Below are 23,120 nucleotides of genomic sequence, written 5' to 3' on the forward strand. Positions count from 1 at the left end.
TTGTGAAAAAACAATGTTATTTTTCATAACCAAATCAATAAAAAAGCTCCCATTACCTGGGAGCCTGTTGGCAATCACATTATGAACAATTAGCTTCTTTTATCATTATGTTTTCCACGTTGATTAATCTGTAATCTGAATAACCTGCGTTCTCTGTTGTCTTCTTGTAACCTGGAAAGCATTTGCAAATTGAATCAAAATCCATTTCATTCTCTAATAATAATTGTAATGCCCTTAAGTCTTGTACTTTCATGTCTCGTCTTTCTTCCTCCCCGAAGGTTCTTCTTTCCGAAGAACTACTACGGGAGCTAGTTTAACAATAGAATGTGAAAAAGCTATGACCAAACTTTTTAAAATTTATGATTCTTTTAAAGTAATTTTTTCTTCAGCATCTGCAAGATACCATGATAGATTCCCTGTTCTTTCACCTATTGCCCCCAATAAATATCAAAGTCTTCCATAGGTCCTTTATAAAAAGTTCTTATTTTTTTACTATCTACATTTATTATTTTGTAGTAATAAGTATTATCATCTGTTGGAGCTCCTTCTCCCCAGGCGTCAACTTCTTTGTAGAGAATATATTCTTTATCAGGTGAATAACATGCTTGCGATATCCAGTTCTCATCATCAACCATCTCTTCAACTTGAGAAATTATATTACTATCATAATTATCACCATATTCATAGGATTCTATTTCTTTTAGTCCCCATATGCTCCTTTGATATGAGTTCTGACTATCATACAGTACAATATTTTCAAAACCATTTATGAACAGATAGCTTTGGTTAAAGTCCAGATGATAGTTTATAACTAAAAAGAACCATATTATCCACACCGGAACACATAAAATTAAACTCACCACGACTCCAAATATAATGGCTCTACTAATTAATTCCTGCCTACTTATCATTCTCCCTCGCATCCCCATCGCTTTAAATCTTTCTTTAGTTCCTGTTCTGCATATCTTGCATATTCTCTAAGATCTTTCTTCCCGATTTCAAAAGCACAATCTATTTTTCCATGAACTTCCTCTGAACTCCAGATAGCTTCCTCAGGAGACATGCCACCAAGATTTGTTTCAGAAGTAATTAATATTACATTCGCATAACCCAGAAAGGCCATTAAATCCATGTAGATTTTTTTATCCACTTCTGAACATGGCTCATGCAAGAATAATAAAATCTTATTGGATCTCTTAAATAAGCGTGGCTTGCCGTTAGTCTTTTTGATATAAATTCTATGTAAATATTTGAAGAAATTTTCTGCTGCTGTGTAATCAACAACTCGGCCTAGTTTAATTGGTATACATGGTTCCGATTCCAGCTCACTCCTACCAATATATTGCATACATTCATTGCCCAAACAAGCAATTTTTCCATTTTCTCTAAACATTAGTAAACAGCATTTTTCTTCATGTATGGACCTTGTCTTATAATCATAAATCCTTACGTCTGCTGCTGAATCAAATTTTCCCATTACAAAACGTCTCCTGTTTCATGTGTTTAGTAATCCAATTGTTAAGTGAAAAATTACACATTATAGATTTCACTTAAAAACTGAGTGAGCAGTTAAGTGAATATATAAAATTTAAAAATAAACTTAAAATAAGTTAAATAGTTTTAAGTAAAGTTAAGTGAATTATATGATGGTTGATTTTCACTTAACAAATCGCGTGCTGTTCTTAAGTTTATTTTTATCTCTGCAAAATAAACTTAACTGGCCCAATATTTTTGCTATAAAAGTTAAGTGGATACGTATTTATTTTTAATTCACTTAACAGCAAGTTGTGATTTTAAGTGGAAGTATCTCAATTTTCAAATCCACTTAACTCTCTTCCCACTTTTATATAAGTGAATTTTGAAAACGAGCAAATAAACTTAATCTCCTAGTAAAACATGTTTTTCCGGAGCATTTTTCCTTCTCCCTTAGACATTAGGAAGCATGCTCTCAAATACAAGCGACGCTAATATCATCCCGATAGAAATAACCGGTGCAATTAAGACTACTACATAGTTCATTACATGTTTTATCTTACTTCTTGCTAGTTTGACTGTCCCCAAAACGCCACAAGGAACTGTAACAAAACACGTGACAAACCCAGTAAGTCCAAACCACATTGATAGAAATAGATTTCTCTCATATGAACTGAAAACCCAGTTGCTATCAAAGGTCTTCACACTGTCATGAATCAATGTTAAGCTGACTACAACTATCACTAGCCCAATCCAATACCCTGAAATCTTTGAAAACACTCTAGTTATGTTCATTTCATTTTTCATTACTCCTCCGCCTTCTTGTTCGTATATACGTTAATCTCTACGCCGGAGTACATGCCTTCTGGTTGAACCCAGAAAGTGTACCAGCCCTTTTCTGTTTCATAGGTGTAATAATCCAATTGAACATAGCCGTTGTCGAAAGAGTTGTCGCTTTTTGTGAGTGTGCCGTATTTTTCCTGAAGATCTTCAAGTGTGGCTTCGAACTCAACTCCCTGGGCAATCTTGAATGGATAATCCTGGTATTCGTTGAAGCCAAAAATAGTTGCGCGGACGTACTGCACAGGGATGTCGCCTAATTTAGCTTCCTCCTCACCATTATTGATGACTATAAAGTTCATTTTGCTGTATTCATTTCCTAAATAGTATCCGGAAAATTCGTACTGCTCATCAGGTTGAACAACGGTATCTGCGCTATCGTCAAAAATGAATCCCAACTCTAACAACTGCTGATAAGTTGTTGGCAGCTGAATAACTGTGTTGTCAATCTGGATTGTGAAATCATCCAGGCTGTCTGAGAGGGCCAACTCAGGGAGGCCTGTGTACTCTGCGCCAGGGCGATACTTGTCTGTCTTCGCCTTGATTGTCATTGCCTGGGCGTAGCTGTAGTTTGAGCCGTCTTCCTTAAGAGTGGTGTAGTATTGGTCCATGTTCTGCTGTCCGTTTAAAACAGATACAAATAGCACGAATGAACTGACCTTGCCGTCTTCTTCTGTAATACAGATTTTGCTCTTGTTATCGCTGTCATCTGAGATATAAAGCAAGATTGAATCTGTCATTTCATCGTTTTCAATTTCGAATTTATCAATAACATCCTTGGCATCTTCCATGTCCATTCCGGACTTTATATCACCTGGAAGTGATACCTCTACATCTCCCAATGTGGCGGTGTCAATATAATCTACAAATCCGTACTGAACATCAGTGTAGCCTTCTGAAATAGCTTCGGTAGTGACTTTGATGGTCTTTCTGTTGCGGGTAAGCTTGATGGTGTCGTCTCTGTTGACGTCCAGCTCAGAAGGAGCATCTTTTATTTCCCAGCCGTTGTCTGTAAGCTGCTTGATAGTAAATGGGACATGATACAAATCACCATCGATTTCTATGTTGCCACTTGCTGGATTCTCACCAAGCTCAATTGGAGCAATGTAGCCTTGCACAAATTCAGGAGCTTTGCCCTCCAGGGACTTTGTATCTACCTCCTCAGGCATTTCATCAAAATATGTAGAGTAGGCTTCGCCTGTCAATTCCATATCATAATCGATTGCGTATGCACCATCATAATATGCAGCCATTCCAACGAAGGCCTGCTGCAACACAACTCTGTATCCTACGCGAGATGCATCGCCACAATCCCCCTGTCCAACATGACACATATATCCGGTCACATAGTTGTCACCGTAATCGTCGAAGCTATCGAATTCCTGCTGAATCATTTTGGCAACAGGGACTGCATGCATCAAATACTGATTGAACTCTAAATCCCCTGCGCAGTAGCTGGCCGCCAGAATCGACTCAGCTGTGCCCAGGTTGTAAGCTCTCTCATATGCTTTTGTATAATCTTCCTCAACCAATGCACTTGCTGCCTCTAACGCAGCATCCCCATCCTTTGCATTGTTTTCATCGAGGTATTTTTTTACTGTTTCTATATCCTCTGCTGTTGATTGGGTTCCACCAATCTGCTGCCAATCCAGTCCCTGGCCTTGAACCTCCACAGCAGTCGTTGCCAACAGCCATCTTACTAAATCATTACTCACATTGCTTTCCGTGCAATCTGAAAATGAATCATCCACTAATGGTATATCCACTAACTCCTTTTTATCGATTTCAGCCGCTTCTTCCTTTTTTGCATTTTCCTTGGCAGCTTTGAGGGCTTCACCTGGGATAGTGGTAAATTCGCAACCCGCAAGAAGCACCGCCGACATAGAGAGAGCAGTTAACTCTACCATTTTCTTTTTCATAAAATATCCTCCGCGCATTATACAATTCTATTGCAATTGTTCTATTATCTCTTCCTCTGTATATTCTCCATATAATTCTTCAAAAGCGCAAGAATTATATTCCTCAACTCTGTTCTTCAATTCTTCAGGTGATAGTTGCTCATCAGTGTAATTATTATAATTTACGGTTTCTTCCTCGTAATAACAATCTTCTGAGTATATAGTTACAAGCTTGTTGTTTTCTATTTTCATGAGTGTATAGCCGTATGTTTCCATGTCATGTCCAAAGTATCTAAGACTATTTTTATAAGGTACATATTCGTAATTCACGCATCCACCTAAACCATATCCACAGTATTCCATAGGCTCTGTCACTGTGCTATTAGAAAAGCTATAAACGCTTATCCAGTATCCTGTATCATCAACAAGAAGTTCGGGTATATCATCTTCATCTATATAAACCAAACTATACTTCAAATCTAATGATTCATTTTCTATTTGGTTAAACGCCACAATTGCCTTGTATGCATCACTATATGAACTGATTTCACCATTAACAAGTCCATTTGTAAGCGCATTTATAATATCCTCTGCAGAATAATCATCAGATAATTCTTTTTCTACATATGATTCTATATCATCATCATTTACAAAATAACACGTATCCTCTTCGTATTCGCGCACACAACCTCTGTAGAGCCAGAAATCCTTTTTTCCATGATTGTAACCAACAAAAACAATATCAACGTTTCCATCAAAATTATAATCACATGTTTCTATTTCTGTTATTTGCTCTGGGAATATAAAATTAAAATCACAATTCTTTTCACCATCAATTAAGTATTCTACTCTCTGATCTGAGCTGCCATTATATTGAGGTATGATTAATTCGATTTCACCATCAACTAATTTAGACTCTAGTTTGACCTTTGATTCACTGGCACTCTCTTTGCTCCATAAAGATTCTATTTCCTTTGTTTCTTCTGAACTTCCGTTCAAATCATGCACATTGGTGCCAGACCCCAATTCTTCAAACTCTTCCCTGGTTCCATTGAAGACATTTACATCAATGTATCTTTCTTCACCTTCGTATCCATTTAGTACTGTTCGATTAGAATACTGCCAAAATGTCCAATTTACATCTTTTGGAACCTTTGAGTAGACGCTTCGATACCATAAATCACAATCATCAAAATAGCCATTTACTATTGTGTCATAACTATTTTTTGTGACATAAAGCACAGGCTTCAATCCATATTCTTCTTCCAGAATGTCTACCATTTCCCTTAGATTTTTCCGAACGGCATCAACATCGATATCATCGACGCCTTTTTTATCTCCGTAGTATTCAACATCGATAACAGGTGGAAGCATACCTTCTGTTATACTTACATTTTTACAATAATTTTCAGCCTGTTTTTTCCCAGATGATTCGAAACTAAAAAAATGATATGTACCAACTCTAATGCCTGTTTTCAAAGCATTATTAAAGTTTGCATCATAGTATTCATCAACATGTGATGAACCTTCCGTAGCTTTTATATAGGCAAAACTTATGTCTTGCTCTATAAGTTGATTCCAATCAATAGCCCCCTGATATTTCGATACATCTACACCAACTACTGGGTACTCTTCTCTACTTGGAATATTGAAATGTATTATCCCCATATAGAGCATTGAAGCTATTAGGATAAGAATTATACAAATAACTATCGGGATTATTATGTAGTTCTTTTTTATATGAATGTTTTTCAATCAACTCCCCCTGTATTACACTTACTCTCAATATCGTATATACGTTATTATATTACTTTACTCATTTAGTAGTATTGTAATACTCTTCATTCCTGCTTTCAAGGGATAATTATAAGATTTTAAATAAAAAATCGGCCTCCTAGGAGACCGATTTGACTTCGAATTACTTCATCAACTTCTTTATTTTCTTTTCATTTTCTCTTGAAAATGAACTAAGTTCATAAGATCTAATTCTTTCCTTTACCATATTTGGTGTTACAAAGCCACTTTTAACAAGTACTGCTAATCGATTAATAACTGTCTTATTTGTAACTCCAAGCTCACGGCTAACTTCTATAGGAGTAAACTCCCCTTTATATTTCTTGAGCAGCAATACTAGCAGTTCTTTTTCCTTGCCTTTCAGATATGATAAACTGCCTTCCAGTTCCTCTCCACTGCTACTCTCTGATATTTCACAAACCTTATTAGAATATAGTAAAACCATTCTAAGGAAATAATTAAACCAAATCTCTGGATGCGGTGGATTATCTCTACCTGAATAATATAGTGAAGGTAATCCCATCTGAATAGAATCATAGTATTCTTCTATGTCATAAGCAAAGTACTCTTCAAGCGATCCGATTCCATTAAATCCAAATCCATTAATATCTAGAATATAGCCTGACAGTAATCTGGCAGTTCGTCCATTACCATCTTCAAATGGATGAATAGTAACTAACTGATAATGAACAACCGCAGCAATAATAAGAGGATGATCATCTGTTGTATTTACATACTCTACTAATTCATCTAACAGATTTGGGATATCAATGTATTCTGGAGGGATATAATCAGGATAACCAGTTTTCGAATCGTATACTGCAAAAAGTACTCCAGGTGGCATTGGTCCTCTAAGACCGATTTTCTCCTTTGATGCTCCCTTTTCAACATATTTCTGCACATCTAGGATTAGTTTCTTTGAGAACTTCTCATTTTTCTTAGACTTTTCTTCGAGATAATTCAATGCAAGAAAATAGTTGCGAACTTCTTGTTCCGGCCTTAGATAATGTTTTCGCTCATCACTTTCAATAACCTCATCAACTTGCTTTTCTGAAAGTGGATTTCCCTCTATTTTATTAGAAGCATAAGAGCTCCTTTTTTTTGAGTTTTTTCGCAACTTATTAGCTACGGAAACAGATATATTATCTGTTGATACTTTATATCTATTCTTTTCTATCTCAGTAATATACTTTAAAATTTCATTATTTAAGGTTACTTTTATCATAAAATAGCACCTCCTGAATAAATATATCATATCAGAAAGGAGCATTTTTCTCCACTAAAATTACACTATTTTTACACTATTTTACATCCCGTACATAATAAACATCTATCCATTCTCTTGTATTTTCAGGATAATATAACAATATCATCCCCTCATCTACCAATGTTATATCTCCCACTCTATCATAAGATGTTTTTTCTTTTGAATCCAAGTCTATTGCTTTCAGAGAGTAATTCCATGCTGAAACAGGGTCGTACCATTTAACCAAATCAATATATATTTTTCCATCTCTATACGCTATGTCATCATTGTTTACTGTGTCTTTCGATGATACACGATAAACTGTTTTATTATGTCCATCATTGTCTACTAACACAATTTTTTCTCTCTTCTTTTTTGCTCCATAGTAAATAATACTGTCATTCTCTTTAGCATATTTAACTGAATAAATTGTATCTACTTTCTTTTGAACATCTATGGTTTTTATTTCATCTGTTTCTAGATTGTATTTAAGCAAAGAAAGGCCATCATTATTAACAGATGCCACCATGTAACCATCTGCTACATCTATTCCATAAGATATATACTCTGAATCTATCGAAAAACTGTATATTACTTTATTCAGCCTAGACTCAATATCATATGAGCATATCTTTGCTACCATTTCTTCTCTATCAAGTTTTTCGTATATAATTGAATCGTTATAAAAATATACCCTAGGATTCTGCTTATTTCTTATATCTCCTTTCTCCGAATCAATAATCACATCTGCTTGAGTGGAAGTATCAAATACATGCCAATTACATACATCAGACAGACTGTATTCTATATAAGCAATTTTATTTCCATCAAAAGATATATACGTATTTTCGATAATATCTCCTGGCAATATCAACATGTCGTCTACATTGTTTAAATCTACTTTCCCTAATTCGTCCGTCAGGTACACGCCCGTCTCTGCCTTATCGTTCTTTAGATAATTACATATTAAAGCATAGTGACCATTTTCGCTTAATATCTTATCAATACTGACCGCATCCGATTCTTGATTAGTTAGGATTTTTTCGTATTGAGTAACATCGACTTCCTTTTTATTCAATAGTATTACAGCAAGCACCACTATGAATACTGATACTATCCCCACTGCTATTGCTGTCCCAATTTTATTTCTTTTAACAATTATTTTGTCCATTTCTTTATCCTAAAACTGTAGCCCACCAATGATATCAAATCTTTGTCCAAGCTGAAGCATCCAACTGGTGATTCTGGATTTGCGACTTCAGTTCCTGCTCAAATTTTTCCTTTGATACTTCGCTTCCATCAATTAAATATTCAGGACACTTAATTGACTCATCGCCGTTGTTATCTTCTCTTACAAAAAGCTCTGCGATTGACTCCGTCTCGCCTGTCGCATCGTACTTTAAGATGGTGTAGGTTATGGAACCACCATAGTTGTACTCCTCGACCATGCTCCCATTATCAAGAGGATAATCAAAACATGTCTGCTCAAAACTATCGCTAAACCAGCACACCACTTTGTTGTCTTCCACATGAAAAACAGAAGAAAATCCCTCTGGCTGATTCTCCATCTGGATTATCATCTCCTCTTTTCCATCTCCATCTAAATCCAGCAATGTATACTCATAAGTAAACTCATCGCTCTGAAAGTCCGGAATATACCATTCCTCCTGCTGGCCATCCTTAAGAACCGATGTATCTCCTAGCGCAAACTTTGTCAAAAGATCTTTGGTATCTGCGTCGGCACCTGTACTATCTTGTGAACAAGCCGTAATGCTAATGGCACATGCAAGGCTTGCTGCAAGCACTGCTCTTTTTGTAATTATATTGATGCTTCTTTTCATACTATTTTTACTCCCTCGTATATAGATTTTGCCCCCATTACGTATGTAGTATCTCATCTATTTCTCCCAGAGCTTTCTTGCATGGAATCCAAAAGAATACCGTTAATACAAGTAAGCCTAATAAAAGAATTGAAAGTACACTTATATCAAGTGATGTTGTAATCATTGGCCCTGCGAAGATAAGACACAATAATAAAACAGAAAAAATATGCAATATATTCATTCTCGCATCGATTGTTACTTTACTTCCATCTGTCTGCTCTGTTATATTGATTAAAATTTTCGGCAGCGCAATATTTCTTCTACTATAATGTTTAGTTTGTATTGGGTATAGCACTATCGGTTCATTATTAACATTTCCTACAAATAATGCCTCAGATTCATTTTTAGAATTGAAAGTGATTATGTCTTCATTAATGGTTATTGTTTCCAACGATTCTTTCAATTCTTTTTTACTTTTATTAGTAATATATTCTGCTCTATAAAATGGACAAAATATTGGTATAAGCAATTTTATTTTTTTCAATCTTCTCCCTCTCCTTGTACATAGATGGCCTGCCATAGGATTTCACACTGCACACATTGGCGCCTGCCCCACCACAATTCAACGACTCTATATTAATTGTGTCGCCTATTTACTTATTTAGTAGTATTGTAATACTCTCCATTGAAGCTTTCAAGGGATAATTGTTAGAATTTTTAGTGAAAAAATAAAGCTGCCTCAATTGAGACAGCTTTACTGTTATTGAACTAAATATTTAAGTTTCTGTAATTCGGTAAGCTCTGCGTCACCGTATCTTTCTTTAACCTTTTTAATTAAGTCGTCCTGTGTTTTAACATTAAACTCAATCATGGTTGTTCCATATGCGCTGACAATTACTTCTGCCTGAGGTATGTATAATCTACCGTACTCAGCATAATCCAAAAATCCATATGAATTCAAATCAATTATGTACATATCTGTATAATTGAAAATAGATAGTTGATTCTTTTCCTCATCATAAATGGTATATGACAAGTCATTAATCTGGTTGTTCATCAGGAACACATTCTTATCCTGTTGCCTATCGTATATACGGAAATACAAATCATCTCCCTGTAAATACAACAGATTATTATCCTTTGAAAATTCCACGTAAGAATAGTCATCACCATAATATTCAATGGTATTTTCAGCTTCTTTTGTATCCCAGTTATAAACTCTCAAATAGCCATCTTCTGTGATGACAGCAATTATATTATCATCCTGACTTGTTTGAATATCATTTACTTTGTAGTCCTCAAAAATTGGTTTCGACTTTCCTGAGAGGGCATTAACCTTGTATGCTTTGCCATAAACATCTATACCATATACCGTTCTTCCGTCATTTGACACAGCAATGTTCCAGAAATTGAAATCAACCTCTCCACTGTATATTATTTTTCGAGCTTGTGTATCGATTACATAAAATTCCTTATCATCACCATAAGCAACATATTTCAAATTTGTTGATATTGCATAATCAGTACTAATAAGATCTTCTTCTGATATTTTGACTTCCTCAGTTTTTTTATCGCTAACTGAATAATAAATTACTGTCCCACTATAAGTTGGGAAGATGATTGTATCTTCATCTATATAATACAGTTTTCCGTATCGTCCACCGTCGATATCAATGGTTCCTATTTCTTCTCCGGTAGCTGTGTCGAAGACTCTACAGGTGTATGCATTTGAGGCTGCATCGTTGCTAGTCTGCAATACATATGTGTCCCCGGATGGGCTCATAGCTGCTCCACCATAGAAGCCAGTATCCATCTCCGTTTTTGCAACATAATCTTCATCTGCGTTAAATTTCAAAACAGTAAGATTTGGACTTCTGAATCCTGATGATACAAACACACCATTTTTTATATCAAACTGAATTAACGAGCTTGCAACATCGACTATTAAATCGTCTTTCACCTCGCCAGTCAGTGCATCGTAGTAAGCAAACTTTCCATCATAAGTACCTACGAAAATCAATTGTGTAGTTCCACTCATCATGAAGTTTTCGATGTATGAGTTGGTAGTGAATGAGCTAACCTCTTCTCCAGTATCCAAATCAAGTGTATACATTTTCTTTGAAGTATTAACAAATAACTGGTGATACTCTACTCCGTTTGTCTCAACTATTCTACTTCCTAATTTTGTATAGCTAGAATCAAGGGCGTCACCGTTGTGTTCAAAATCTCTCGACCATTTCACTTCACCAGTTTTTGAATCGCACTTGATAAGATGCATTGGAGTGTCTTCAAATGAAGTGATAGCATCATAGCTCATGCTCACTACTGCGAAATCTCCATCCTTTGTAGGTGCAACATCAAGTATTGCTCCTCCTTCTACTGGGACATCGATAATTGTATCTGTTTTAAGATTGATAACAGAAGCGTAGTTTTGATCCTCGTCGTTACCTGGCAAATGCTCAACATACAGGGTGTCTCCATCCTTATTGAACATCATAACCGCGCCATAGCTCACTCCTGTCTGATTCTCATATTTCTTTAAAGACTCACCAGTTGTGGCATCCACAACTTCTATAAAATCGGATATTTCATAGGTTTCTTCGTCATAGTGAGAAGACTTTATAGCCACATACTTTCCAAAGTCATCTACTTTTGCAAATGTGATGCCATCCTCAGGCGCGTATTCATACTGAAGTTCACCCTGGTCATTATAGCCACGAAGATAATTATCTGATGCAACAACAGCTATATCTCCTGCAAATCCTACAGCCCTAATTCTGTCATCTTCCTCTTCAACAACATCAACCGGCTTTTTAAAAGTGCATTCACCGTTATCCAAATTCCAGATATAAATCTTGTTATTGTTATCTACTGATATAACTCTGTTGCCATCTTCATTAATGGCAAAATCAGAAATATTTACATCATGACTCAGCTTTAAATCGTGCTCCAGATTTAATCCCAAATTATAAGTGCCAAGAGCCTGAGACAGTGCAAACACTGGGTCTGTCACATATGGGCGGCCGTTTTCTTCGGTACCGATTCCTTCCATTGCAACTAGAGCTGCTGTTTTGGCATCGCCATCATCTAATATATCAAGAGAGTTTGACGCAATTACTCTTGCCTCATTTACAAGCTTTTGCTGGTACTCTTCATTTATCTTTGCAAGGTTGTAAGCTGTGTATCCACCAAACGCCACTGCGATAGCTGCAATAGCTGCTGCAATCCCAACATTTCGGCGCATCTGGCGCTCTCTATGACGCTGCTTTAAATCGTCATAATCTACATGCAAAATAGAAGCAGCCAGACGAAGTGTCTCTGTCTTGAGCTTCTTCTTTACCTCTTTCTTGTTTTTACCTCTAACATCTGCTGCAAGAGGCTCCACAAGATTACCATTTTCATCTGTTAAAAGCTGTGGTGGAAATGAATCTGCTGGTTCTCCATCTACAAGCACTGCTAAGATATTCTCACGGCCGTGCATCTCAATGAAGGTGTCGATTTCCTTCATTACCCAATATGAATCTTTTGTCTGTGGAGAACAAATGACAACTAGAAAGGCTGCTTCTCTAAGAGCCGCCTCAATATTAGAGCCCAGGTCGCTTCCGATTGGAAGCTCCTCCTGGTCTCTGAAAACTCTATCTATCTTTTTTCTGCCAATTTCCTTCTGAATCTTTCTAGGAATCTTGGTAGTCTCGAGAGCCTTGTGTACTCTCTTTGCCACAAACATATCCCGCTCCAAATGTCTGTAGCTAATAAATGCATCGTATTTCATAATCATTCTTCCCTTTTGTTTTTCTATAACTCTGTTCTGCCGTCTAACGCTCTAAGCAATGTGACTTCATCGATGTACTCCAGGTTTCCGCCCACTGGAACGCCGGATGCGATTCGGCTCACCCTGATGCCTGTTGGTTTTATCAGCTTGCTGATGTAGGCCGCTGTGGTTTCACCTTCCAATGATGAGTTGGTGGCGATGATGACCTCCTCTACATCTGTCTGCTGCAAGCGAACCATCAATTCCTTCAGCTTGATATCTCCTGGGCCTATGCCGGCCATTGGGGAGATTGCTCCGTGAAGCACATGGTAAACACCCTCGAATTTGCCTGTCTTTTCATAGGCAGCCAAATCCCTGGTATCCTCCACAACCATAATGATGTTTTGGTTGCGCTTTGGGTTGGAGCAGATTGGGCAAAGCTCATCGTCAGTAAGTGTGAAACACTGCTTGCAATATCTCACATTTTTCCTGGCCTGCACGATGGCATTGGCCAAATCGTTAACCTTTTCCTCATCCATCCCTAATATATGGAAAGCCAGCCTTTGGGCTGACTTACTTCCAATACTAGGCAAATCACTTAGCTCCGCTATTAAGTTGCTAATTTCTTTGCTGTAATATTCCATCTATTAAAATCCTAGTCCACCTGGCATCTTTGGCATAGATGCTGCTGTGATTTCATCAATCTTGTGAAGTGCTTCGTTTGTAGCTGCCATAACAAGGTCTTCAAGCATCTCTACATCATCTGGATCTACTGCTTCTGGATCAATGTGTACCTTTGTGATTTCCTTTGAACCTGTAACTGTAACTTCAACAACACCGCCACCGGCTGTGCCTGTAACTTCTGTCTCCTCAAGCTTTGCCTGAGCCTCTTCCATCTGGCGCTGCATACGCTGTGCCTGCTTCATAAGGTTGGCCATGTTGGCTCCACCCATTGCTCCTCCTGGAAATCCGCCTCTTCCTTTTCCCATATTTAAATCCTCCTATTACTCTGGGTCAGTTTCAATTTCTATACCTAATCCCGCGAAGTAGTCTCTTACGTCTGTCTTTGTGTTCTGTGAACTAACACCGCTGGAATTAATCTCTACTTTAATGGTTACTGTCTTGTGAATCATGCCTTCGATTGCTGCCACGATTTCATCCAGCACTTCTGGGCGATTAACAAAATCTCCTGCCATACGCTCGGAACCTGCTGGCTGGTCAAATATCAACACAAGCTCTCCCAAGTCGTTGGTGGTAACTGTAGTAACCTCTTTCAAATACATTTTTATATTAGGTGCCACCTTGCCAAGCACTGTGTTCCAGTTGCTTGCCACCTGCTTTACCTCTTCTTTTACTGCTGCTGGTAATGGCTCCTTTTTTACAGGAGCTGCACTGGGTGTGGCGCCTTGTGCCTGAGGTGCTGCCATCACTACTGGCACTCCCTCTTCCACCTTTTTCTCAAGGTTTGCCATTCGATTGTTGAGCGCTGAAATGTCCTGCTCCATCTGTGGCTTGCAAAGTTTTATCAGCGCAATCTCTATCAATACACGCTTTTGGCTTGCGTATTTAATGTCGTTAGAAAGTGCTGACAGAACTTGAATGTATCTCATTAATATCTCTGTGTCAACCATCTGGGCTTCTTCTTTTAGAAGTGCCAGGTTATCAGAAGACATTTCAAGCACATCTTCCATATCATCTGAGCTCTTGATAAGCATTAAGTTTCGTAAATACCAAGTGAAGTCGTTTACGAATTGATTCAAATCGCGGCCCTGAGTGATGATTTCCTCAAGGATGCCAATGCACTGGGTGATTTCGCCGTTAATGATGTGGCGAAGCAATCTTGAGAACACCTCTGTATCGATGGCTCCCAGTACCTTTAACACATTGTCATATGTAAGGGTCTGACCAATGTAAAATGCGATACACTGATCCAGCAAACTAAGGCCATCACGCATTGAACCATCCGCAGCCTTTGCGATGTAGCGCAAAGCTTTTTCCTCAACCTGCACACCTTCCTTATCCATCAGCTCCTGCAAACGAGCTGCGATTGTGTCGATGGAAATACGATGGAAGTCGTAACGCTGGCATCGGCTAAGGATTGTGATTGGAATCTTGTGCACTTCTGTTGTGGCCAAAATGAACACAACATAAGAAGGTGGCTCCTCCAAAGTTTTCAGCAAGGCATTGAAGGCACCGGTACTAAGCATATGTACCTCATCGATGATGTATACCTTGTATTTACCTTCTGTAGGAGGGTATGCCACCTCCTCAACAATCTGTCTGATGCTGTCTACACCGTTGTTTGATGCAGCATCCATTTCTATTACGTTCATGGAATTGCCGGCTGTGATTGATTTACACATAGCACATTCCATACAAGGGCAACCATCCTGCGGATTCTCGCAGTTGATTGTACGGGCGAGAATCTTGGCGATAGTTGTTTTACCTGTTCCTCTTGTTCCTGTAAAAAGATATGCATGTCCTATACGGTCACTTTTTATTTGGTTTTGAAGAGTTGTAACGATATGGTCCTGTCCTTTTACATCGTCAAATGTCTGTGGACGGAACTTTCTGTATAATGCCATATAAGACATGTCAATTACCTACCTATTATTTATTAGCCTGGCCTAGTCGCCGAAGCTTATTCCGATTCGTTTCGCTTCCTCTATCATCTGGCAATCAGGCTCAACTACCTTGAGCTTACCAGCTACCTTTTCAAGTGGAATGCGCTTTGTCTTGCCATCTACCATTGCAATCATGTTGCCGAAATCGCCATCCATGATAGCCTGGGCTGCCGCAGAACCAAGGCGTGTGCAAAGAACTCTATCAAATGGATCTGGGCTTCCGCCTCGCTGCATATGTCCTGGCACTGTAACACGAACTTCGATTCCTGTTTCCTTCTGGATGCGGTCTGCAATCTCGTAAGAAACTGATGGATACTTTGAAGTCTCAAGCTTCTTTTTGTAATCCTTCTTTGAAAGCTTTGCATCTTCCTTGGAAATTGCACCCTCGGCAACTGCAAGAATTGTGAAGCCCTTGCCTTCTTCCGCACGATGATTGATGGCCTTGATGACCTTCTTGATATCGTATGGAATCTCTGGAAGCAGGATGATATCTGCTCCTGATGCAACACCTGCGTAAAGGGTGAGCCAGCCAACCTTGTGGCCCATAACCTCTACGATAAACACACGGCTGTGTGATGATGCTGTGGTGTGGATGCAGTCGATTGTGTTACATGCAATGTCGATTGCACTCTGGAATCCGAATGTCACATCTGTGCCAAAGATATCGTTATCGATTGTCTTTGGAAGATGGATGATATTTAATCCTTCCTCGCGAAGGAGGTTTGCTGTCTTCTGAGTACCGTTTCCACCAAGGATGACAAGGCAATTAAGATTGAGCTTGTAGTAGTTTGACTTCATAGCCTCTACCTTATCAAGTCCGTTTTCATCTGGCTCACGCATGAGCTTGAATGGCTGACGGCTTGAGCCCAAGATTGTTCCTCCTCGTGTAAGGATTCCTGAAAAGTCCTGGCTAGTAAGGAGTCTGTAGTCCCCATAAATCAAACCCTTGTAGCCATTGAAGAAGCCGTACACCTCCAGATCCTTTACATTTGCTGCAAGTCCCTTTACAACACCACGCATTGCAGCGTTCAGTGCCTGGCAATCTCCACCACTTGTAAGCATTCCGATTCTCAACATAAAAACCTCCTCTTCTTAAGTTTGTTACGGTTTTAGTTCATATCCTCAATAACTTTTCTTACATAATTATAAACACGCTCTGTTGAAGCAATTGATAAACGCTCCTTTGGAGTGTGAATATCGTACATCTCTGGTCCGATTGAAACTGCATCAAGTCCTGGAAGCTTTGAAGCTAATAGTCCGCACTCAACACCTGCGTGGATTGTCTCTACTATTGGTGCCTCGCCGTACATATCTGTGTAAATCTTTACCATCTCGTCTCTGAAGCTAGACTCTCTTAAGTACTCCCATGCTGGGTACTCACCGTGGATTGATGTCTGGCAACCGAATGCCTTTGCAACCATAAGTACCTTGCGGATAAGTGCGTTCTTTGCGCTATCTACTGAGCTTCTAAGTGAGCATGAATACTTGATTTCGTCATCTAATACATTAAGGATACCAAGGTTAAGTGATGTCTCTACTAAGCCTTCGATATCGTGGCTCATTGTCTGAACGCCGTTTGGCATAGACTGAAGGAGCTGGATGAAACGCTCTGACTGAGTAGCGTTTACACCATCTACTACAACGTTACCTTCGTTTGTGATAACGATTTCCATCTCTGGGTCTGTGATTGCAAACTCATTCTTGATTGCATCTGCTTCTTTTGTCATAGCATCAACAACTGCTGGAGTTGTAACAACCTTTGCGCTTGTAGCACGTGGGATTGCATTGTCCTTTGTTCCACCAACTAAATCTACGATGCAAACCTCGCCTGCCTCAAGACCTGCTGCAAGAACTCTGTTTGCTACATAAGAAGCGTTTGCTCTACCCTTATCGATTTCTGCACCTGAGTGTCCACCTGTGCAGTTCTTTACTTCGATTGAAACAAGTGCGCCCTTTAAAGACTCCTTCTTTACTGGGAACTCAACATCTACACGACATCCACCTGCGCAACCTGCAAGGAAATGTCCTTCTTCTTCTGAGTCAAGGTTGAGAAGCTTGCGGCCCTTGAGCATTGAAACATCGATGCCTGCTGCACCTTCCATACCTACTTCTTCTGATACTGTGATGATAACCTCGATACGTGGGTGCTTAAGCTCCTCATCCTCAAGGATTGCAAGTGCCATTGCTACTGCGATTCCGTCATCTCCACCAAGTGTTGTGCCCTTTGCTGTAACGAAACCATCAACGATTTCAAGGTCAAGACCTTCTGTAAGCATGTCCTTCTTGCAGTCATCATCCTGCTCTGCAACCATATCCATGTGGCCCTGAAGGATGATTGGAGCTGCATTCTCCATTCCCTCAGATGCTTCCTTGATCATGATTACGTTGTATAAATCATCCTGATAATACTCAAGATTGTGTGCCTTTGCGAAATCAACTAAGTATGCGCTGATTTTTTCCTCGTGGTAACTTGGGTGAGGGATGTTACAAATCTCCTCGAAATAATGAAATACTCTCTCTGGCTTACAATTGCTTAATACTGCCATTTTATAAATCTCCTAACTGTTTATTTATCATATTCACCGAACTCACATCCGATGTTATAAGCTTCCATATCGTCCACCAATTCCCAATCGAATTTGGCCATAGAGCCATCCTCGTTGTCCTTGGTTTTCAATATCTTTTTGTAGAGCTTTAGCTCGCCCTTTCCATTGCCGCCATTCCAAAGATTGTTGTGGCGCTTCTCTCCATTTGGCGCTTCGTAATTGATAAGAAGCATGTCCTTTTTCTGACAGGTGAAGTGGCCCTCTATCTTTGCAAGAGGTGTCTCCTGGGTGATGTTCCAAACCACCTCATCGCCCTCTGTGTTGCAGGCGAAATCTGTCTTTGTCAAAGTCCAGAACTTTGAGAAGTTGAACTCATATGGCTCGCCCTCATACCAAACTGCGCCGAGGATAACATTTTCAAATGTCTTTCCTGTGCGAATCTTTGGGCGTCCGCCACCTATATCAAATGCTGTATTTTCAAGCCACTTACCTGTGAGCTTGCTCTTTAAATGAGAGCTTGCCAGCCATACCCATGGAGATGTGAAATCCTTTCCCCAGTTTTTATCTGCATAGCCGTAGCAGCTGTCTTTATCTACAACATATTCTTCCCCATCTAATATAACAGAGCCATTGAAGAATGTCTTCATTCCCTCGGCGTGCCAGAACATTTCGAAGGCCTCTAATTCACGTGATGCCCAGCTTGCGCCGTAGCCTACGTTGAAAGCGATGTCCTTTTCGATGTTTAGGTCCCAAATCATCTTGCCTGACTGGCACATCCATTCTGGATGATTTGCTGCATCCTCCTCTGTCACTTCCACCATACCAAGGGTACGTGTTTCTGAGCAGAAGCAGTTGTCAGCGCTAATCAAAAATGGGGCGTCTTCCTTTATGTTGACCTGGTTCCAACCAAAGAAACGATGAAGCTGCTTTGCGCCCTCGCCCCAGCATCCTGCCTTTACCATCATGTAGGATGGCTTTTTGCCTGCTGCTTTGTTCTCTGGAAGCTGGCCAAACACTGGCTCATCCCCACCAAGCTCTGGGTTGATTGTAAAGAACTCTATAAAGAATGCCTTTTCCTCGCCGGTCTTTTTGTTGTGACCTGTGAAGCTGTGCCACCACCAGTCGTAACCCTCGCTGGCCAATGCACCCTTTAACATGAAGTTGTTTCTCAAAATATCAGAGTGATTAAAGCTGCCTTCGATGAGCTTTTCCTTCACGTCTAGGCCGTCAATTTTTTCAAGAACTGTCTCCCCTAGTTGACTAATCTTTTCCTTTACCATGATTTTGTCCCCGCTGTTTAATAACGCTTGATTTGATCATCCTCATCAGTTGTAGTCTTATCGATTTTACGAATTTCTACTTCGTATGAATAGCTGTCATTAACCTTTACTGTTGCTTTATCACCAACATGCTTTCCTCGGATGGCTGCACCTAAAGGCGATTCTATGGAAATAAGCCCCTTCAATGAATTGCCTCGGATGCTTGTAACAAGCTTATATGTTTCCTCGCAATCATCCTCTGGAATGTATATTGTAACTGTATTATTTATACCAATCTCATCATCTGCACTTGTATCATCTACTACCTCTGCAAACTTAAGCATTTTTTCAAGATAACGTATACGGCTATCATTCATATTCTTTGCTCGTTTTGCCTCATGATACTCAAAGTTCTCCGAAAGATCGCCCTGTGCTCTGGTTTCTTTTACTTCTTCTAATAACTTTGGTCTAAGAACTAGCTTGCGCTCATCTATCTCGGCCTGAATCTTTTCTATATCTCCTTTTGTAAGACGCTCGCCCATTGTACTGCCTCCTAATTCTTACAATATAATTTCTCAATCTGTATTATAACACAAGTGATGCTGTATCTAAAAAGCAATCTTCAACTAATATAGCCAAATATCAAAAGGCGCCGCTATACGCGACGCCATCTTATTAATACACAATCTTAAATTTACTATTTACAATTTCCCCAACTGGAGTGTTCTTCCTGATGAAATCAATAACCAAGTCTGGCATTTCCTCTGAGTAGCTGCGAGCCAATGGAGCTTTGCCGATGCATTCGTATCCGCCGGTGCCTGTTGCTCGGTAGTTGCTAGTGGATAGTGTGTAAGTTTCTGTGTCAGAAAGCTCTGTTCCGTCTAGTTTTTTGAGAGTGACAACTCTGTCTCCTACTGGGCGAGTGATATCAAATGTGTACTCCAGGCCAGCGTAGAAATCATAGTTGTAATGCTCAACCTTTGGCTCAAGGAATACCTTGGAAATCTTTACTTCCTTAGTAGCAGCATCGTAGTCAAAGTACTCAGCACATCTTTCCAATGCTTCCTTGATAACTGCCTTTGTTACCTGCTTTACTTCTACCGTATTTGCGAATTGATAAATTGCAAGTACGTCTCTTACAGTGATTTCCTTCTTTAATCCAAGTGGATCATTTGCAAGGCTAGTGCAAGAGAAATCTGCACCTGTGAAATCAAGCTGCACCTGATTGAAAATAGCTGCTACCTTGCTGCCATTTACTGCTGCATCTATCTTTGACTCTGGAGCAATTTCCTTTTCCAATGAGCCAATTGGCTGATCCAGCCAAACCTCTACGCAGTCAGTTAAGTCATCCATGAAACCATGCTCATCGATAATGTACTGAAGTCTTTCATCAACAGGATTTACGTCCACAAGCTTAGATGAAATATTTAGTCCATCATCGCCCTTTACAACCTGTAGCTCGCAGAACTTTGTGGCATTTGATGGTGGCTGAACACCGTATGTGCCTGCAATTTCAACACCCTCAACTGGCATATGCTGATGACCTGTGAGTAAAATATCAAAGCCAAATTCTCGGGCCATTTTGCAGGCCTGATTTTCTGCAGTATCTGATAAAAGCTTTCCTGTAGCTAAGTCTTCTTCGAATCCACCGTGATAAACGCATACAGTGATATCGCATTTGTCCTTGAGATATTCATACTCTTCTTTGAGCACATCCATTGGTTCAAGCACCTGGAGAAGCTCCAAATTTGCTGGCTGCTCCCACACGTTTACATATCCTGTTACTGCACCTGTGATACCTATCTTTGTACCGTCTGCCATTGTGTGAATCACATGCTTTTTAATATCAAGCTTGCCGCCCTTATCCAAAACATTGGCGCATACAAGTGTGGCATTCATGTTGTTTGCATAATCCACAATAGCATCATAGCCAAAGTTGAAATCGTGATTACCAAATGTGTAGTAATCAAGGCCCATTTCATTGAAGCCCTCAGCCATAGGATGGAAATTGTATTCATCCTTGTGTTCTAAATAATATGTCATAAGTGGAGTTCCCTGGAGAGAATCGCCACCGTCAATAATCAATGTATCATCGTCTTTTTTTATCTGGGAAGAAATGCAAAAAAGCCCTGAGTTCTCAGGGCAGTTTTTCGCATAATTCACTGGAAAGAGATGACCATGTGTATCAGATGTGAATAAGATACGCATATTTGCCTCCTTTAACCTCTAGTGAGCTTAGTTCTGATTTTTGTTGAGATGTACTCAATAACAAGAATCAATATAATTAATCCAGCAAGGATTGCTCCTGCCTCGTTCCATCTGTATGCATTCATTGCAAAGATAAGTGGAGCACCGAAACCACCGGCACCAACTAAACCAAGGATTGTTGCATCTCTAAGGTTGATATCAAATCTGTAGATTGCTGTTGATGCAAAGTTTGGCATAAGCTGTGGCAAAATACCGTAGCGAATCTTCTGCCATGTGCTACATCCTGCTGCATCAAGAGATTCGATAACGTGAATATCTAAATCCTCGATTGCTTCTGTATACATCTTTGTAATCATACCAACTGAGCAAACGCCCATTGTGAGAAGACCGGCGAAAGCACCAGGTCCTGTAACACGGATAAACATAAGACCGTAAACAAATGCTGGGATTGTACGAATGGCCATAAGAACGATTCGTCCAATGAAAGCGATTGGCTTTGGTACTAAGTTTACTGCTGAAACAAAAGCAAGTGGTATTGAAATGATAGCACCTACGATTGTACCAAGGAAAGCGATACAAATTGTTTCAAGCATCAAATAAGGTACGCCTGATGTGGAAAAGTCAAACAAAAATCCAAGGTCAGGTGTAAAAAGTCCCTTGATGATGTTCCATGCGATAGTGCTGCTTCCATCTGCTGCACCTGTTGCCTCAACTGCACTGCAGCTCCAAATGATAAGCGCAAGTGTGATTACAGCGATGCATGTATTGTAAACCCAATTCTTGGGTCTCTTTTCATAAGCTTGTTCTATTCTACTATTCATTACGCACCTCCATTAAACCAATTTCTTACGGAAATATCTGCTGATTGATTCAATGATAAATACCGTAACGAAGAGTGCTATAAGAATCATACCAACGCTTGGATAATCTCTCCAAGAAATACGCTCGTTAAGAATAATACCGATACCGCCGGCACCTACATAACCAAGTACTGCTGCATATCTAACATTTCCTTCGAAGTTGAAGAGGCAGTTAGATAAGAAGAATGGTAATACCTGTGGGATGATTGCTGTAATGAATGCCATTGGACGTGTTGCGCCCATAGCTTCCATTGCCTCAAATGAACCCATATCTACTGTTTCGATTTCCTCGTATGTAAGCTTTCCAATGTAAGCAAATGAGAAAACAGCGATTGAAATAGTACCTGCAAGTGTACCAAATCCTACGATAAGTGTTGCAACAAGAGCTGTTACGATGGTAGGAATTGTTCTAACGATACTGAAAAATAATCTAACGATTGAAACTACTACTTTGTTGCGACATACGTTTGTGCTGGCAAGCATTGCGAAAGGCACTGATAAAAGTGAACCAATTAATGAACCAAGAAGTGACATCTTGATAGTGTCGAAAATTGGTCCCCAAACGTACTCCATAAACTCTAATCTAGGAGACTTGAACATATCGCCGATGATGACGAAGAACTCTCCTATTCTCTGGGCTAAAACTGTCATGTTGAAGCCTGTAATCTTGACTGACAAAATACACATTGCCAAAATGATGATTGCGTAAACAGGGCCGCGGGAAGCTTTCTTCTCTACGGATTTGCCATTAGGCAATGTGTAAACGTGAGGCTTAAAAACCTTATCATAAATACTCAT

The 23,120-nt window shown here is 39.4% G+C and carries 21 protein-coding genes; all 21 read right to left on the reverse strand.

Annotation, left to right across the window (positions count from 1 at the left end):
* Positions 1-79 precede the first annotated feature (79 nt).
* The 21 genes from BMY66_RS13795 to phnE (BMY66_RS08790) all read right to left on the reverse strand — a co-directional run bounded on the left by BMY66_RS13795 (position 80) and on the right by phnE (BMY66_RS08790) (position 23,120).
* Positions 80-253, reverse strand: coding sequence for a hypothetical protein (locus tag BMY66_RS13795; protein ID WP_177175630.1), 174 nt, complete (start codon positions 251-253; stop codon positions 80-82).
* Positions 254-428: 175 nt separating this feature from the next.
* Entirely contained in the window at positions 429-911 is a 483-nt protein-coding gene (locus tag BMY66_RS08695) for a hypothetical protein (protein WP_090394871.1), read from the reverse strand.
* The gene (locus tag BMY66_RS08700) at positions 908-1,477 is read right to left on the reverse strand and encodes an acetate and sugar kinases/Hsc70/actin family protein (RefSeq protein WP_090394872.1); all 570 of its coding nucleotides are present in this window, start codon (positions 1,475-1,477) and stop codon (positions 908-910) included. Before BMY66_RS08700 ends, BMY66_RS08695 begins: the two co-directional genes overlap by 4 nt.
* 449 nt (positions 1,478-1,926) lie before the next feature.
* Positions 1,927-2,280 carry a hypothetical protein gene (locus tag BMY66_RS08705; RefSeq protein WP_090394873.1) on the reverse strand — a complete coding sequence of 118 codons (354 nt, stop codon included), beginning with the start codon at positions 2,278-2,280 and terminating at the stop codon, positions 1,927-1,929.
* Entirely contained in the window at positions 2,280-4,232 is a 1,953-nt protein-coding gene (locus BMY66_RS08710) for a DUF1266 domain-containing protein (protein ID WP_177175631.1), read from the reverse strand. The genes BMY66_RS08705 and BMY66_RS08710 overlap by 1 nt, the downstream gene beginning before the upstream one ends.
* A gap of 27 nt (positions 4,233-4,259) precedes the next feature.
* On the reverse strand, positions 4,260-5,879 hold the full coding sequence (locus BMY66_RS08715; protein WP_207645498.1) for a GH25 family lysozyme: 1,620 nt from the start codon (positions 5,877-5,879) through the stop codon (positions 4,260-4,262).
* A gap of 250 nt (positions 5,880-6,129) precedes the next feature.
* Positions 6,130-7,230: a Fic family protein gene (locus BMY66_RS08720; protein WP_090394875.1), complete on the reverse strand. Its 1,101-nt coding sequence runs from the start codon at positions 7,228-7,230 to the stop codon at positions 6,130-6,132.
* 76 nt (positions 7,231-7,306) lie between these two features.
* Positions 7,307-8,422 (reverse strand): hypothetical protein, encoded by a 1,116-nt coding sequence (locus tag BMY66_RS08725; protein ID WP_090394876.1) that lies wholly within the window; start codon positions 8,420-8,422, stop codon positions 7,307-7,309.
* A 34-nt stretch (positions 8,423-8,456) separates the two neighbouring features.
* Entirely contained in the window at positions 8,457-9,092 is a 636-nt protein-coding gene (locus BMY66_RS08730) for a hypothetical protein (RefSeq protein WP_090394877.1), read from the reverse strand.
* Positions 9,093-9,129: 37 nt separating this feature from the next.
* Complete coding sequence (locus tag BMY66_RS08735; RefSeq protein ID WP_090394878.1) at positions 9,130-9,618, reverse strand: hypothetical protein; 489 nt, start codon at positions 9,616-9,618, stop codon at positions 9,130-9,132.
* Positions 9,619-9,834: 216 nt separating this feature from the next.
* Positions 9,835-12,846 carry a TIR domain-containing protein gene (locus BMY66_RS08740; RefSeq protein ID WP_177175632.1) on the reverse strand — a complete coding sequence of 1,004 codons (3,012 nt, stop codon included), beginning with the start codon at positions 12,844-12,846 and terminating at the stop codon, positions 9,835-9,837.
* A gap of 23 nt (positions 12,847-12,869) precedes the next feature.
* Positions 12,870-13,469 (reverse strand): recombination mediator RecR, encoded by a 600-nt coding sequence (gene recR, locus BMY66_RS08745; RefSeq protein ID WP_044936671.1) that lies wholly within the window; start codon positions 13,467-13,469, stop codon positions 12,870-12,872.
* A 3-nt stretch (positions 13,470-13,472) separates the two neighbouring features.
* Complete coding sequence (locus tag BMY66_RS08750) at positions 13,473-13,814, reverse strand: YbaB/EbfC family nucleoid-associated protein (protein ID WP_028243206.1); 342 nt, start codon at positions 13,812-13,814, stop codon at positions 13,473-13,475.
* A 15-nt stretch (positions 13,815-13,829) separates the two neighbouring features.
* Positions 13,830-15,419, reverse strand: a complete 1,590-nt coding sequence (dnaX, locus tag BMY66_RS08755) for a DNA polymerase III subunit gamma/tau (protein ID WP_090394880.1) — start codon at positions 15,417-15,419, stop codon at positions 13,830-13,832.
* A gap of 33 nt (positions 15,420-15,452) precedes the next feature.
* Complete coding sequence (locus BMY66_RS08760; protein ID WP_044936676.1) at positions 15,453-16,526, reverse strand: 6-phosphofructokinase; 1,074 nt, start codon at positions 16,524-16,526, stop codon at positions 15,453-15,455.
* Between the two features lie 32 nt (positions 16,527-16,558).
* Positions 16,559-17,995 carry an aminoacyl-histidine dipeptidase gene (locus tag BMY66_RS08765; protein ID WP_090394881.1) on the reverse strand — a complete coding sequence of 479 codons (1,437 nt, stop codon included), beginning with the start codon at positions 17,993-17,995 and terminating at the stop codon, positions 16,559-16,561.
* A 20-nt stretch (positions 17,996-18,015) separates the two neighbouring features.
* Complete coding sequence (locus BMY66_RS08770) at positions 18,016-19,275, reverse strand: tocopherol cyclase family protein (RefSeq protein ID WP_143064525.1); 1,260 nt, start codon at positions 19,273-19,275, stop codon at positions 18,016-18,018.
* A 17-nt stretch (positions 19,276-19,292) separates the two neighbouring features.
* Positions 19,293-19,796 (reverse strand): transcription elongation factor GreA, encoded by a 504-nt coding sequence (gene greA, locus BMY66_RS08775; RefSeq protein WP_044936680.1) that lies wholly within the window; start codon positions 19,794-19,796, stop codon positions 19,293-19,295.
* Between the two features lie 133 nt (positions 19,797-19,929).
* Positions 19,930-21,462, reverse strand: coding sequence for a bifunctional metallophosphatase/5'-nucleotidase (locus BMY66_RS08780; protein WP_090394882.1), 1,533 nt, complete (start codon positions 21,460-21,462; stop codon positions 19,930-19,932).
* 11 nt (positions 21,463-21,473) lie between these two features.
* Positions 21,474-22,283, reverse strand: coding sequence for a phosphonate ABC transporter, permease protein PhnE (phnE, locus tag BMY66_RS08785; protein WP_044936684.1), 810 nt, complete (start codon positions 22,281-22,283; stop codon positions 21,474-21,476).
* 12 nt (positions 22,284-22,295) lie between these two features.
* The gene (gene phnE / locus BMY66_RS08790; protein WP_090394883.1) at positions 22,296-23,120 is read right to left on the reverse strand and encodes a phosphonate ABC transporter, permease protein PhnE; all 825 of its coding nucleotides are present in this window, start codon (positions 23,118-23,120) and stop codon (positions 22,296-22,298) included.

The sequence above is a fragment of the Pseudobutyrivibrio sp. C4 genome, assembly GCF_900111635.1.
Lineage (GTDB): Bacteria > Bacillota > Clostridia > Lachnospirales > Lachnospiraceae > Pseudobutyrivibrio > Pseudobutyrivibrio ruminis.